Origin of the sequence: Pseudoalteromonas aquimarina (assembly GCF_049257255.1) — a bacterium.
Lineage (GTDB): Bacteria > Pseudomonadota > Gammaproteobacteria > Enterobacterales > Alteromonadaceae > Pseudoalteromonas.
Map to the genome: position 1 here is coordinate 78,119 of NZ_JBMMUG010000004.1, position 13,521 is coordinate 91,639.

Consider the following 13,521-nt stretch of genomic DNA (forward strand, 5'->3'; position numbering starts at 1 on the left):
TTCATAGTTAACAATGAAGGACAGAATTTTATATTCAAATGGTACACTGAAACTTTAAATTACCCGAAATTCGAAGCCATGCAATCCGCAAATAGAATTAATAATAGTCAAACCAATTGTCTAAATTGAAATCATAGTTACGATCTCTTACTAAGATATTTTAAGTAGCAACTATGAGCCAATTTGGATAATTTTTAGAATGTTGAGAGTTAGTTTTTGTTTAATAAATTACTCCATAACAGCGTTTATATCTTATATTACTTATGTATTCCCGTTTTGGGTAAATTTTTCTATTGCTGGTTTGAAAGTGAGCAATTCATAATATAGACTCATTTCGAGTTATGGTTCTTAACTCAAATCTTATTCCAAAGAAAATTCAATATATAAGCAAGTCATAAACACATAGATTAAGGATTAATCATGATAAAAAACTCGTTCAAACTATCACTGATTTCTAGTGCCCTTTTGCTTGTTGGCTGTGGTGGCAGCGACAAAAAAGAAGAAGTCGTTATCGTTGAAAACTCTTTACCAACTGTTTCTTTAAATGCCGTTAGTATAAATGAAAATAAGCCTGTCACAGTTAAAGCTTCTGCTAATGACAGTGATGGCAAAATAGCAACTTATGAATGGACTGTTACATCAGAACATGAAATTCAACTCGAAAATGCAAGCTCAGCAGAAGTTAGTTTTACAGCACCTTCAGTTAGTGATGAAGGAGATATAATCACGCTTAATGTCAAAGTTACAGATGATGATGGTGCCTCGGCTTCAGCTGAAACAAATATTACCGTGGCAAATGTAGTGCCAATGGTTTCTTTCCCCACCCTAACTATGAATGAAAAAGAGACTAAAACGCTAACAGCTACGATTGACGGAGCGGGAGATGAAGTTAAAAATGTTAATTGGTCAATTGTAGAATCTGATAGTGGATTAGAGCTTTCAAATGCTAATACACCAGTGGTAAATATTAGTGCTCCTGAGTTAAGAGAAACCAAATCATTCACATTGTCGTTATCAGTTGAGGATGTTGACGGTGATATTACTTCACTTTCGAATTTAATTACGATTAACCAGTTAACTATTCCATTGACAATTTCAGGATTAGCAACCGATTCCCCTATCAAAAATGCGATTATTACGGTAAGTGTGGGTGGACAACAAGTTGATGTTGAAGCAACAGCAGATGAAAATGGTAATTATACTATTAATTTAACTTTAGATGACTCTGACTCTACCTCAATTTTGTCGATTGTAGCAAAAGGTGTTGAAGAACAAGCAAATGCTGGGCTGATTTCTTTACTTGGCACAGTTGGTGAATTAACTAATTTAGCAGGCGATGATCAAACTCTTACCTCTGATGAATCGTTTTCAGTAAACGTAACCAATATTTCTACAGCTGAATATGCGCTTGCAAAGCTTGCCAATGAGGGAGATGCCATTGCTAGCGATGATGAATTAAGAGCTCTGAAAAGTGGATTAAATTACGATGAAGTTATGACTCTTGCAACAGCTATTAAGGTTGCAATTGACAAAGCTAGCGAAAACCCTGATTTGGCATTACCTGAGGGTACTTCTGACACATTAGAGTTAATTGAAAATATTGAGCAAACAAAAGATTATGTGCAAGAGGTTATTAACACTCCAGAGTTCGAAGAAGCTCAACAAGAAATCTATGAAGATGATACCCTTATAGACAATTCAGGATATGTTGTACCAGAAAAGTACTATGTAACTGATCAAGATGTAATGATATTTAATGATGACAATACTGGTGCTTCTTCCAGAGGAAAATATACTTGGCAACTTACTGATTCAACTATTTCTATTAACTACATTGAACCCAAAAAAGATATCGTTTTAGAGTGGATTGATAATGGCGATGGAACATCTACACAAGTTGAAGTTAGTCGTTACACCAAGACGACCGAATTAAAACGCTTAAATAGCTCTGAACAACAAGACACTTTATTGGTAACGTCAACAACTGTTATTGATTATTTAAATGATGAACTTACTGATTATGAAGAATCTAATACTTATACTGTTACTGGTATTAAAGAGGCAGGAGTATCTCCAATTTCAATAAGCTCTGGGAAAGGATATTTTAGGATACCGAGTGAAACTATCAATGATGTTTTCATTATGGCTGATGAGATTTCTTTAAATGAAAATGGTTCAGCCAGCTTCAAATTAACCAATGCAGATTTAAATGCAAATTTAGTTTGGAAAATTGAAAACGGTAAATTAGAGCTATCTGATCTGAATAATCCTGATGCTGGGAAATTAGTTTATTCACAAGTCGGTGCTACTGGAGCGCATAAGCAGTTCTCCAGAGAATATTACAATGAAGGAAAATCAGTACCAGAATATTCTATCACTGGAATTGGCAACATTGTGCATGAGCAATTACAGTGGAATTTAATTCCTGGTGTTTATGATTATGACTCTTCATTTATGGGTAGTGATTCATCGAAATTTTTCTTTGTGCTTCACGATAATGGTGATGCTGATACAGTTTCCGCTAGTGATGAAAATGAAAATGGCGTGTTTGACCCTGAAGAAATATTTGTTATGTATGGTTCTTGGTATGTAAATAGTGATGGTACATTAAGTATTACACGAATTCGCAACAAACTAACGGGTGAATACGATGTAAATTGCCGAAAGGTTTCTGAGCAATGTGGTCTCTTTCACACTCGTATTTGGAAATTAACTGGTACTCTTGGTACAAAGCGTGCTTTATTCCATAAACACCATTTTACTTACTCTAATATTTGGCCTGAATGGTACACGCCAGCAGATGATTTGATTCAATGGGATAATCGAGAGGTGTATAAACGTGACTCTTCACCTATTGATTACACAAAAGCTAAAGTAAACAAAAAGAGTGTTCGATCTATTATTGGTAAACGTTTTACTGAACTAGGGCCAATAAAACGCTAAATTTAAGATTACAAAACGTCAGTATTGCACTGGCGTTTTTTAGTCACATGTTTATGACTATCCTCTAAATTCTTAAGCTAACTTAGAGATGCGTTACATTAGTAACTTTAATAGTTTAGATTATTTAATTCATTGTTATTCAACAAACTGAAATCATGGCGAGAGTTTTAAGGCTTACCTGTGTTAAAAGGCTGGTTGTTTAGCTCTTCAACAGTCAGCTTTTCAATATAAAATTGAACTAACTTTATACATTTTAAATATACGATCTTTTGTTCTTTTTTCTCTATATGAACTTATTGAATCTTGCTTTTTTAAGTGATTGTTTTGACTTCTAAAGGTGAGCTAGCTATTAGCTTACTATCTAAATATAATAACCATCAATGCTAGCACTGAGGTACCTTGAATGGGTATTTTTAAAAAGCTAATTTTGATCTGTAAATACAAAAGTTATTTGATGCATATATGCAATTCATACCTTATCAAGTGGTTTTTAAAAGAATAACGTTTATCAAAATTTTTCATGTAATAAAGTGTGATAAAAAAGTAATAAGATAGTATGGATTAGTGTGCATGTATCGTGTAACATTTACCCTAATTTTTTTAATTCATAGGGAATAATATGAAATTATTGGGTATATCGGGGTTATTACTAGCAGGCACTGTTAATGCCAGTAGTTTTGTATACCTCGAAGATCAAGCTACAGGATATAGCGCAAATGGCGCACCGCTAAATCGTGTAAATATTAGTTCAATACTACCGCGTGATACACTAAATCACATCTACTCTGTACTACCTGAGTCAACGCCTGTTAACCCAGCTCTAGTTGCAAGTGATGTACGTAGTAATATTGAAATTCGTCGCGATTTTACTGGTTACGCCACAGTAGATTTAACTTTCTTAAATGAAGGAGCAGGTTTTAAAAATTCACTTGCTTACTACATTTATGATATTGATGCTCCACCAATGACACCAAGTGATATTCTGGAGCATGTTATTGTTTTTCCAAATGCTTCAAAACCTTCTGGTGGTGAATTGGTTGAGGGCGACACAGTTGACCTTAAAGTTCAATTGCGCGCAGGTCAGGGCCTAGGCTTTGTGTTGATTCAAAACGGTTATGGCTACACTGGGCCAGATGTAAAATTTGAAAATGCTAAAGTATATACTCATCGTGATTTGAACTCTCCAGCCCTTCCACAAACTGTGATGTTTTTAGATGAATTAAATGAATTCTTTGTTCTAGGCTTTGAAGACATTCTAGGTGGTGGTGATAAAGATTATAACGACCTTTTAATGAGCTTAAATGTAACGCCATATGAAGCCGTTATTCCTGGCACTACACCATTACCACCATCAGGTGGTTCAGGTGGTGGTGTGACTAATTATCCATCATTAACTGGTAAAGCGACGCTATTATTTGAAGATTTATGGCCGTCAATGGGGGATTATGACTTCAACGACATCGGTATTGAATATAATATGCAACGCTTTTTAGTTGGTGCAGACAACTTATCAAAGTTATCAGGTAACTTTAAACTAATTTCATACGGTGCGAGTTACCACAGTGGTTTTGCTCTTCACTTACCTGGTGTTGATAAAGCTAATGTTAAAAGTGTTTCACTTATGCGTAACGGCTCACCTGTATCTCATCCTGTAATTGAAGGTGCTGCGTCAGAATTAGTAATTATATTTTCTCCTGACTTAAAAGCTGAGCTTGATACTGAGTGTGCTAGAGACTTTGATTGCATGAATTACAGCCTATCAATTGAGTTTAACACTCCAGTTTCTAAAGACGTTGTAGGTTTGCCTCCTTTTGACCCATTTATTTTTGCAATAGATGGTCAGCCTCATGGTGGCTACGAAAGTCGTGGCTGGGAAGTGCACCTAAAAGAATTCTCAGGTACATCTTTGTTTAATAGCTCATATATGGGCACTCAAGACGATAAGTCTAACGCTGTTAATAGTTTTGTAAACGGTAATAATATGCCTTGGGCTGTAAATATTGCTGACAAGGTGTTTGTACCTAAAGAGAAAATTGATATTTCTGTTGCTTATCCTCAATTCGTTCAATGGGTTACAAGCAGTGGTCTTACAAATACTCAATGGTATAAAGTTGAAAATGCTACAACTGGTTCAGTGATTGAAAGGAATTAAAAATGCGTAATACTATTAAAAGTACTTTAGTTTTGATGGCGGCTTCGATTACTCTGGTAGCATGTGGTGGTACAACAACAGAAACTCTGCCAAATACTGAAGAGCCGGTATTAGTTACTGGTACAGCAGCAATTGAAGCTCCTGCTGATTTTAACTTTAAAGTTGATCTTAATAAAAAGCTTACGTTAAATAGTCTGCCTTCTGAAGAGGGTGTAGTAAGAATTTATTCAACATATGAATTTTTTGATGAGAAAACTGGCGATTATTACCCAGATCCAACTACGCTACTTGCTAGTTTCTCACCAGCTGAAACTTTGTCATTTGATTTTCAAATGTTAGCTTCTCAAGAGTATGTTGTTGTAGAGTTCGCCCCTTCAGCACCAAGTGGTGTTAATGTATACAAAAAAATTAATATTACTAACAATCAAGAAATTCTGGTAGATTTATAAATCTAGATTTTCTTATTAATTAGTTTTAATTCTTAAACCCATTGCTTTTATTTAGCAATGGGTTTTTTATTTTAATAATTCATCTATGTTGAGTGAAAGGAGATTGGTTTCTATTAGAATAAATTTATTGAAGAGAACGGCTCTGCTTTTCTGAGTAGTTTTTGCTAAATAACTTAACACTTTCGCGCTCAGACAGTTTTATTATCAGATATATTTCATCTCAATTCCTTGTTTAATTAATTGCTTTACAGAAATAAACATAAATTTCAGTTAAATTCTTCAATATAAAAACTCATATTTTGCGACTAGCTTAGTGTAATCATCAGATTGTTTATATGCTTTCATGGCTTTATTAAATGCATGTAGCAACTTTTTATCTGTAAATGCGATATGGTAGTTGGTTTTTGGAAAAAGCCGATGAATATCAACATTTTTAATATGCGATGCACCGATAAGTTCGGTACTTAAATAGTTAAAAATATTAATGTCCATGACAACAAGGTCGATTTTGCCTTTTAACAGCATTTCAACTTGCTTGCGCTGATCTGGCAGTTCTAAATATAGCGGACTGGTTTTTGTTACTCGGCGATATTCATTTCCTAGCACAACAGAAGCATTTTGGAATGCAACAATGGAAAAACGTTTTAAATCAGCTACCGAGTAAATTTTAATACTGCGGCCTTTTAAGCTAATAGCAGCATTTTGATATGAAATATAAGGCTCGCTCAGCACTAAATTTGTTGTTTCCATGTGCTCATTCATTGTTAACGCAGCATCTACTTTGTTAACTTTGATAAGGGTATTTGAGCGACCAAATGGCACATAAACGTAACTAACAGAATGCCCCATATTGTTAAAAATGTCAGACACCATTTCTAACTCAAAGCCGGAGTTTGTTTCTTCAATAACATAGGGTGGTTTGTTCCAACCAACAGAAATTGATAGTTGCTCAGCATAGACTTGATTGGAAAAGACTACGGCTATAAAAAGTAGTGAATACATACCTGCAAAATACCCTTTTTGTTGTTTTAGCTTTTCCATATTTGCGTTTGTACCTTTTTATCTAACTAGACTTAGATTAGGCTAAAACCTCATCTTTCGCTATGCATTCGTGTATTATTACACCATTGTAAAAGATGGTTCTAAATAGCGAGAATTGCGAAATATGGCAAGCACAGCTCACGCATTACACATATTGGTGAAACATAAAGAACAAGCAGAAGACATTCTTGTTCAGTTAAAAAAAAGGTGCTAAGTTTCAAACTTTGGCAAAGAAATATTCTAATTGCCCATCGGGTAAGAAGGGTGGTGATTTAGGAGAGTTTAAACGCGGCACTATGGTGCCTCAATTTGATAAAGTGTGTTTTTCTTGCGAAGTGCTCACTCCACAATTAGTTAAAACCAAATTCGGTTGGCATATTATTAAAGTGTTGTACCGAACTTAAACGTAAGCACCATTTGGCACTTAAAACATGGCTAATCTGTAAAATATGAAAACACTAAGGAATAATATTTCTGTTATTGAAAAAATATAATAGTAAATCACGGAAGTGGGCTTAGCAAAAGCACACCTAATATATTGTTATATTTACTAAATTTAAATGGATGTTAATTTGAAGTTGTTTATCTTTATTTTATGCACCCTTTTGTCATTAGGTGCGATTGTGATGACTGCCAAAATGGGGTTTGAGTTGTATGAATCTGCAATAAAGACAGATTTTTTTGATGTTTAACAAGTGAGTTTGTTTGTCGTTGGTTGTTTATATTTAAGCGTATTAATTTCTGCTTGGGTACTCTATTTTAAAATAGGTTATCGGTGGTCTAAGTCGCTTGTGATAACTCATAAATTGAAGCGGTCTGGTTTAATTTTGGGTTTCTTATCAATCTGCTTAGTGATGATTGTGGGGGCAGTTTTAGCAGCGCCTGCGATATTATTAATGCTTTACATAAACCAAAGTGCGACCCCTGCCAAAAGCAATCTGATGAACCCTGACTAATTTGTTGAATTAATGTCGATTTTATCTCTATTTTCAGTTTTACCCTTGATCCAATTAATAAAAAATATAATGTTGCGCTAAAACAATATTTATAAAAATAAAGTCAGGGACGAAAATGAATAAGCCTATTTTTACTATAATTTATTCAATTGCGCTGTTTGCTTTTGGCGCCTTAGCACATGCGTTATTTGCTGAACCAAATACTCAAATAGCGCCGCTCAAAAGTGATGAGTTTGAAGCAGCAGCCATTACTAATGTACAAACCAATCATTCTAAAGAACCTATATCCATTCAGCCGATAACTGAAATAAAAACAGGTGACGCAGTTAATTGTGAGGCGGTTGAAACACAGTTGAACGAGCTTAAAGAACAAGTCGAAGAACAAGCGCAACATAAAATCAACCTAGAAAGAGCAAAAGCATTACGTAAAAAGCTATACAGCTATCAAGATGAAAACCTTGCCGAACAAAGAATGTTAGATAAGATTGGTGCGTTAAGTGATGAAATTGCAGGAGCTATTGGCCTATCTCGTGAAGAATTTGAAGCCCTGAATAAGATTTTATTAGAAAGGGAACAAGCAGAAAAACAAAACAAAGAAGATTACTACGCGCAAACAAAAAACTCAGAATTACACCTGTCATCAAGTGATAAAAAAGCGCTTTTAGAAAGGCGCATGCAAATCGAAAAAGATATCTTACAGCAATTTGAAACTCAGGTTGTAAGCGCGCTGTCGCCAGAAAGTGTCGAAAAGTACCGCAACTATGAAAAGCAAAAAGTACAAAACCACTACGACACAACTAAAGCTCGCAGAATGCGCGAGGTTTCAGTGTTTATTGATGGTTTGGAGGAATACAAAAAGTTAGAAATAGCCGACTACATAAATAGCCAAGTGCTTGATTTAGATTCGGTAAAACTAGGTGCATATCAAGGTCGAATGGCAGCAATGAAATATGATAGACCACTTTCACAACGTGAACTCAAAGCATTTTTGAAACAAACACTCACATCATCACAATACGAGCAATATATCGCAAATCAGAAGCTGATGCGTTTAAGGCGCTAGTAAAAACACTCAAAAATTAGTGACTCGTAATAAAGCAAATGATCAATGCGGGCAAAACGAATGGTTATTTGCTTTATGTCAGAATAATAACAATTCATTTAAATAGCTGAAGATTATTGCGGACTAAATATTTTGCTAACGGCGTTTAAATTTAACGATGTAGAACAACTACATAAGCAAAATTAACCTTGTTATCATTTCATTTATTCAGAACTATCTTTGATCGCATATTAAACAGAATTGGTATAGAACTGGTTTAGGCATTAAAAAGGTGATTTTGTGCAATGTGATAATCTCGCCAAAGTCATGATGTGCACTTAAATTGTGTCAGGATAAGACTTGCTAAAAGCAACTTATCCCGACTAAATAAGCATAAATAAGTTAATAGGGCAGAGTTCATAATTGCCCCAAATAGCTAAAACTTAGCCGAAGTGTGCGGCAACACGTAAGTTAGGTAAAAAACCGTCACTGGCAGCTAAATGTGCTGAAATACCGTAAGTATTTTTTAGCTGGGGTTCATTAAGCACATTTTTAGGGTTGCCATAAGCAACAATTTTACCGTTTTCGAGCAAATAAGCGGTGTTGGCAAAACTTGCTGCTAATGCTAAATCGTGCACTACGGCAACAACGCCTGCGCCCATCTTTGCCACCTCTTTTGCCAAATGCATCACTTGATACTGATGATAGAGATCAAGGCTCGCTGTTGGTTCATCAATTAACAAATAACAGGGTTTTTGCTTTTCTAAAATTGGCAATAGTTGACAAAGTACACGAGCAAATTGCACGCGCTGCTTTTCACCTCCAGAGAGTCTCGGAAAAGCTTGTTTTGCTAAATGGCCTACATGCAATTGTGCCATTGCCTGCTTTGAAAACGCCGCAAGCTCAGATTTACTATAATCATTTTGATGAACATAGTGCGCCATATCGACAATTTCTTGCACACTAAAGGGAAACTCGCAGTCATAATTTTGCGTGAGCACAGCGCGCATTTTTGCCAAACTATCATTGCTGTAGCTTTCTAATGCTTTATCTTGATAGCTTACAGCCCCTTCACTAATAGCAATATCACCACATAAGGCTTTAAGTAAGGTTGATTTACCCGCACCATTTGGCCCTAAAACAACAGCCATTTCACCTTGCGTTACCTCGATGGATGCATTGCTTAACAAGGTTTTATTACCAATGTTTATTGAAATATTTTTGCCTCGTAACATTTCATAGCTCCTTAATACGGTAGGTTTTAAATAACATTACAAGAAAAAATGGGCCGCCTATGGCATTGGTGATTAAGCCTATTGGCAACTCTGAAGGCAAAATCAAAGTGCGCGCTAAAATATCGGCGAGGCTAAGTAACATAGCGCCACCTAACATCGATACAGGTAATAAATAGCGATGATCAGGGCCTAAAAGTAAGCGCACAATATGCGGCACGATAAAGCCAATAAAACCAATAATGCCTGTAATTGCCACAGCAGCACCAGTGCAAAGCGCGGTGTAAATAAAGACCTGTTGTTTTAGGGAAATAACATTTATGCCTAAATGTTTTGCTTGCTGCTCACCAAGTAAATAGAGGTTTAATGGCTGTGCTAATCTAGCAATACCAATACAACACAGCACAATTAAACATAAAGCAGGAACGATCATCTTAAAGCTATTACCAGCAAGTGAGCCCATGCTCCAAAATGTCAGATCCCGCAGTTGTTCATCGGAACTGATCATTGTCAAAATTCCAATCACGGCGCCAACAATCGCGTTAACGGCAATGCCAGCCAGTAACAGACTTACGATGGTAAAACGATTACCATTACTGGAAAGGCGATAAATAATCGCGCAAATTGCAAGGCAGCCAATAAATGCACCAAGGGGCACTGCGTAAATACCGTAGTTTTCAACAAAGCCACTAAGTAGTGTTGAGCCAAGAACAATAGTCGCAATGGCACCCAATGCAGCGCCACTTGAAATGCCAATTAAACCAGGGTCGGCGAGTGGGTTTCTGAAGATTGCTTGCATGGCAGCGCCACATGCCGCCAAACCTGCACCGACAAACATAGCTAACACCAAGCGTGGCAAACGTATTTGCCAAATAACAACGTGCTCTAAACTTGTCGCATCGGGGTTAGATAAAATTGCGAATAGTCGTGCTAACTCAATATCTACACCGCCAAGCGCTAACGCAAATAGGGCTACGCTAGCTGAGCTCATTACAAGAAAGCTGATTAACAGCTTTCGTGCGGTTTGTTCCGGGATAAGTGACTGATTAAGCACTAACATTTACAAAGACTCAGTTTTTGGTGCACTTTGTAAGGCACTGAATTGATAACCATAAGGAAGCTGCGCATTAGGGTGCAGCTTTGATGCAAGCTCAGTTACCGCTTGTGGTGTTCGAGGACCCATACCCAATAAATAAGAACCATCAAAAATAAGCACTTGATTATTTTTAACAGCGTTTGAAAATTTAAAATGAGGGATGCTGGCTAGGTCTGCCACTTTATCTTGACCATGCCTGCCCATTGCAATAATAAAATCTGGGCTCATCGCCATTGCAGCTTCAGTAGAAAGCGGCTTCCAGCCGGTAAAGTGTGCTGCAGCAATATTATTGCCTCCCGCTGCTGTGAGAACTTCATGAGCAGATGTGCCTGCGCCTGACACAATGGGCTGCCCACTTCGTAAGTTTAAAACAAATAACACGTTAGGTTTGCTCGTTACTTGAGATAGTAAATGCGAAAGTGCGTTTCTATCTTTTGTAATATGATCAATCAGTTGTTGCCCTTTTTCTTCTACATTGAGTAACTGGGCTATTTTTGCGACTTTGTTTTCTATGCCTTTGAGATTGTCATCTTCATTAAAAATATGCGTTTTTAAGCCGGTACTTTGCAGTTGTTTTAGTACCTTTTCGGGGCCTGTGTCGGCTTCGCCGAGCAACAACTCTGGGCTTAGCGATAAAATGCCTTCAACATTAATGCGGCGAACATAACCCACTTGCGGTTTTGAAGTGGCATCAGCTGGGAAAACGCTGGTGCTATCAACACCTACGATGCGCTGCTGTTCATTAAATGCATATATGATTTCGGTGATAGACCCCCCTGAAACCACGATCCGCTCAATGTCTAGAGCGGCCTTACTTAAGAGCGGTGCGAACAATAACAACCAAACATTTAATTTAAAAAATCGTTGTATAGATACTTTCATTGTAATTCCAAAAACAGTAACATTTAATGCAAATGATAACAGTTAGTATTTAGATTAATCAAATGAAGTTTCTTGCTTTTTTGTTATTTTCAGCACTTTTGCACCTTGCTGCATGGCTTGCAAAGCCAACAGAATCAATGGTTTCAGTTTCTGGGGTTAAAGCGCAAGTGTTAGATCGCAAAGTAAAAGTGATGCAGTTATCACTGACACCACCTGTGGCTGAGCCGCTGGTCAAAACAGTAAAGCAAAATCAACATAAAACTGAATTTAATGGTAAAACTCTGCGAATTGCGAAAGCAGCAAAAGCCACCAGTAAACCAGATAAAATAAGCCTTAATGAAGCTAAAGCCATTGTTAAAGCCCCCGAAACACCGCCAAAAGAACAGGTGAAACCAAACGTTAATAAGCCTAAAGAAGTTGCGCCTAAAAAGCCAAGTCCAGCAAAACAATTACAAACAGAGCAGCTAGCAAGTGCTAAGCACAAATCACAACAAGATAATCAAGTGGATGAGTTTGTTGAGCTTGATAAACCCGCGCTCTTTAAAAGCCCAAGGCCTGAACTGATTTACCCGTTAAAAGCCAAACGACGCGGGCATCAAGGTGTGAGTTTGCTGGCAATTGAGCTCGATAAACAAGGCAATATCGTCAAATTATCTGTAGTGAAAAGCAGTGGCTATAAAAGTTTAGATCAAGCGGCGATTAACAATGTCAAACAGTGGCAATTTCACCCTTTTAAACAAGGCCAACAAGCGGTAAGGGCAAGATTTACCGTGCCTATCGAATTCAAACTTTCGTAATTTACAGAGGAAAAAATGCATACCTATTTGCAACAATTAGGCCCAATGCTTTGGCCATTTATTGTCATATCGATTTTTGCCACGGCGGTCATTTTAGAACGCACGGTAGTGTTAACCTGTGCCTGGTTAGATGTACGTAAAATCCTAACTAAAAAAGTCGATTATCAGTTTTCATTACTGGAACTTGCACAAATATCATTGCAGCAAAAAGTAATGTTGTGGCGCAAACGCTTAGCCTTTTTAAGTTTAGTTGGCACGCTAAGCCCGTTGATGGGGCTCTTTGGTACAGTTTGGGGTTTAGTTGTGATGTTTCAAAGCATTGCACAAAGTGAGCAAGCGGTAACTCCAGCATTACTCGCCGATGGCTTATGGGAAGCGATGTACTCGACCATGGCAGGATTAGCCATTGCGATGCCGTGTTTATTACTCTACGGACTCGCACAAGCATTAGTTGAAAGAATGCAAGGTGAACTAACGATTTTCATTAACCAAACTTGGCATGAAAAGGGTGCTGCCAATGCTTGAATTACCAAAAGTAAAAGCACAAAACATGATGGCAGATCTTACCGCGCTATTGGATGTGCTGTTTATCGTGCTGGTGTTTTTACTGTTAAGCGTCGCGGTAAAAGTAAATGTAATGGAAGTTACGTTACCTATGGTTGGCGAAAGCGCTAATACAGTTATTGAGCAAAAACCAAAAGTAATAAGCCTTATCCATGAACAAAATAAAGTGAAATTTGCTTTGGATGATCAACCATTTAGTACGTTAGATCATGTTATCGGTGCACTTGAACATAACGCAACTGCTACGCCTGTTTTTATAGCAGTGGATAAGCGAGTACCGAGTGAGTATTTAGTACAAACCCTGGCAGCGTTAAGCCAGCAAAACATCGCAATTGCAAATATATTGATTGAACACGAATAAAAACAG

Annotated in this window: 11 protein-coding genes and 1 pseudogene; 8 read left to right on the forward strand and 4 right to left on the reverse strand. The window is 37.0% G+C overall.

Annotated elements, in window-relative coordinates; translation table 11 throughout:
* Positions 1 to 420 precede the first annotated feature (420 nt).
* The 3 genes from AAEU29_RS11110 to AAEU29_RS11120 all read left to right on the forward strand — a co-directional run bounded on the left by AAEU29_RS11110 (position 421) and on the right by AAEU29_RS11120 (position 5,544).
* Positions 421 to 2,943, forward strand: coding sequence for a PKD domain-containing protein (locus AAEU29_RS11110; protein ID WP_421973399.1), 2,523 nt, complete (start codon positions 421 to 423; stop codon positions 2,941 to 2,943).
* 619 nt (positions 2,944 to 3,562) lie between these two features.
* Entirely contained in the window at positions 3,563 to 5,095 is a 1,533-nt protein-coding gene (locus AAEU29_RS11115; RefSeq protein ID WP_421973400.1) for an LruC domain-containing protein, read from the forward strand.
* A 2-nt stretch (positions 5,096 to 5,097) separates the two neighbouring features.
* A complete protein-coding gene (locus tag AAEU29_RS11120) occupies positions 5,098 to 5,544 on the forward strand; it encodes a hypothetical protein (protein ID WP_421973401.1) in 447 nt (148 codons plus the stop codon).
* A 279-nt stretch (positions 5,545 to 5,823) separates the two neighbouring features.
* On the opposite strand, the gene AAEU29_RS11125 is transcribed toward AAEU29_RS11120, so the two are convergent.
* Complete coding sequence (locus AAEU29_RS11125; RefSeq protein ID WP_421973402.1) at positions 5,824 to 6,585, reverse strand: substrate-binding periplasmic protein; 762 nt, start codon at positions 6,583 to 6,585, stop codon at positions 5,824 to 5,826.
* Between the two features lie 124 nt (positions 6,586 to 6,709).
* Between AAEU29_RS11125 and ppiC the strand changes: the two are divergent.
* A pseudogene (gene ppiC, locus AAEU29_RS11130) lies at positions 6,710 to 6,989 on the forward strand (peptidylprolyl isomerase PpiC).
* A gap of 667 nt (positions 6,990 to 7,656) precedes the next feature.
* Complete coding sequence (locus tag AAEU29_RS11135; RefSeq protein WP_421973403.1) at positions 7,657 to 8,604, forward strand: hypothetical protein; 948 nt, start codon at positions 7,657 to 7,659, stop codon at positions 8,602 to 8,604.
* Positions 8,605 to 9,026: 422 nt separating this feature from the next.
* Here the strand turns inward: AAEU29_RS11135 and AAEU29_RS11140 are convergent, their stop codons facing one another.
* The 3 genes from AAEU29_RS11140 to AAEU29_RS11150 are packed head-to-tail and all read right to left on the reverse strand — an operon-like array spanning position 9,027 to position 11,793.
* A complete protein-coding gene (locus AAEU29_RS11140) occupies positions 9,027 to 9,818 on the reverse strand; it encodes a heme ABC transporter ATP-binding protein (protein WP_421973404.1) in 792 nt (263 codons plus the stop codon).
* Between the two features lies 1 nt (position 9,819).
* On the reverse strand, positions 9,820 to 10,875 hold the full coding sequence (locus tag AAEU29_RS11145; protein WP_421973405.1) for a FecCD family ABC transporter permease: 1,056 nt from the start codon (positions 10,873 to 10,875) through the stop codon (positions 9,820 to 9,822).
* A complete protein-coding gene (locus tag AAEU29_RS11150; RefSeq protein WP_421973406.1) occupies positions 10,876 to 11,793 on the reverse strand; it encodes a heme/hemin ABC transporter substrate-binding protein in 918 nt (305 codons plus the stop codon).
* 62 nt (positions 11,794 to 11,855) lie between these two features.
* Here AAEU29_RS11150 and AAEU29_RS11155 point away from each other — a divergent pair, with 62 nt between their 5' ends.
* The 3 genes from AAEU29_RS11155 to AAEU29_RS11165 are packed head-to-tail and all read left to right on the forward strand — an operon-like array spanning position 11,856 to position 13,515.
* Positions 11,856 to 12,590: an energy transducer TonB gene (locus AAEU29_RS11155; protein WP_421973407.1), complete on the forward strand. Its 735-nt coding sequence runs from the start codon at positions 11,856 to 11,858 to the stop codon at positions 12,588 to 12,590.
* Between the two features lie 15 nt (positions 12,591 to 12,605).
* A complete protein-coding gene (locus AAEU29_RS11160) occupies positions 12,606 to 13,115 on the forward strand; it encodes a MotA/TolQ/ExbB proton channel family protein (protein WP_421973408.1) in 510 nt (169 codons plus the stop codon).
* Positions 13,108 to 13,515: a biopolymer transporter ExbD gene (locus tag AAEU29_RS11165; RefSeq protein ID WP_421973409.1), complete on the forward strand. Its 408-nt coding sequence runs from the start codon at positions 13,108 to 13,110 to the stop codon at positions 13,513 to 13,515. Before AAEU29_RS11160 ends, AAEU29_RS11165 begins: the two co-directional genes overlap by 8 nt.
* Positions 13,516 to 13,521: the final 6 nt, after the last annotated feature.

Excerpts from the sequence above, each read along its gene's own strand:
- AAEU29_RS11165 (WP_421973409.1), top strand. The coding sequence starts at position 13,108 with ATGCTTGAATTACCAAAAGTAAAAGCACAAAACATGATGGCAGATCTT.
- AAEU29_RS11115 (WP_421973400.1), top strand. The coding sequence starts at position 3,563 with ATGAAATTATTGGGTATATCGGGGTTATTACTAGCAGGCACTGTTAAT.
- AAEU29_RS11135 (WP_421973403.1), top strand. The coding sequence starts at position 7,657 with ATGAATAAGCCTATTTTTACTATAATTTATTCAATTGCGCTGTTTGCT.
- AAEU29_RS11150 (WP_421973406.1), bottom strand. The coding sequence starts at position 11,793 with ATGAAAGTATCTATACAACGATTTTTTAAATTAAATGTTTGGTTGTTA.
- AAEU29_RS11120 (WP_421973401.1), top strand. The coding sequence starts at position 5,098 with ATGCGTAATACTATTAAAAGTACTTTAGTTTTGATGGCGGCTTCGATT.
- AAEU29_RS11125 (WP_421973402.1), bottom strand. The coding sequence starts at position 6,585 with ATGGAAAAGCTAAAACAACAAAAAGGGTATTTTGCAGGTATGTATTCA.
- AAEU29_RS11145 (WP_421973405.1), bottom strand. The coding sequence starts at position 10,875 with ATGTTAGTGCTTAATCAGTCACTTATCCCGGAACAAACCGCACGAAAG.
- AAEU29_RS11160 (WP_421973408.1), top strand. The coding sequence starts at position 12,606 with ATGCATACCTATTTGCAACAATTAGGCCCAATGCTTTGGCCATTTATT.
- AAEU29_RS11140 (WP_421973404.1), bottom strand. The coding sequence starts at position 9,818 with ATGTTACGAGGCAAAAATATTTCAATAAACATTGGTAATAAAACCTTG.
- AAEU29_RS11155 (WP_421973407.1), top strand. The coding sequence starts at position 11,856 with ATGAAGTTTCTTGCTTTTTTGTTATTTTCAGCACTTTTGCACCTTGCT.
- AAEU29_RS11110 (WP_421973399.1), top strand. The coding sequence starts at position 421 with ATGATAAAAAACTCGTTCAAACTATCACTGATTTCTAGTGCCCTTTTG.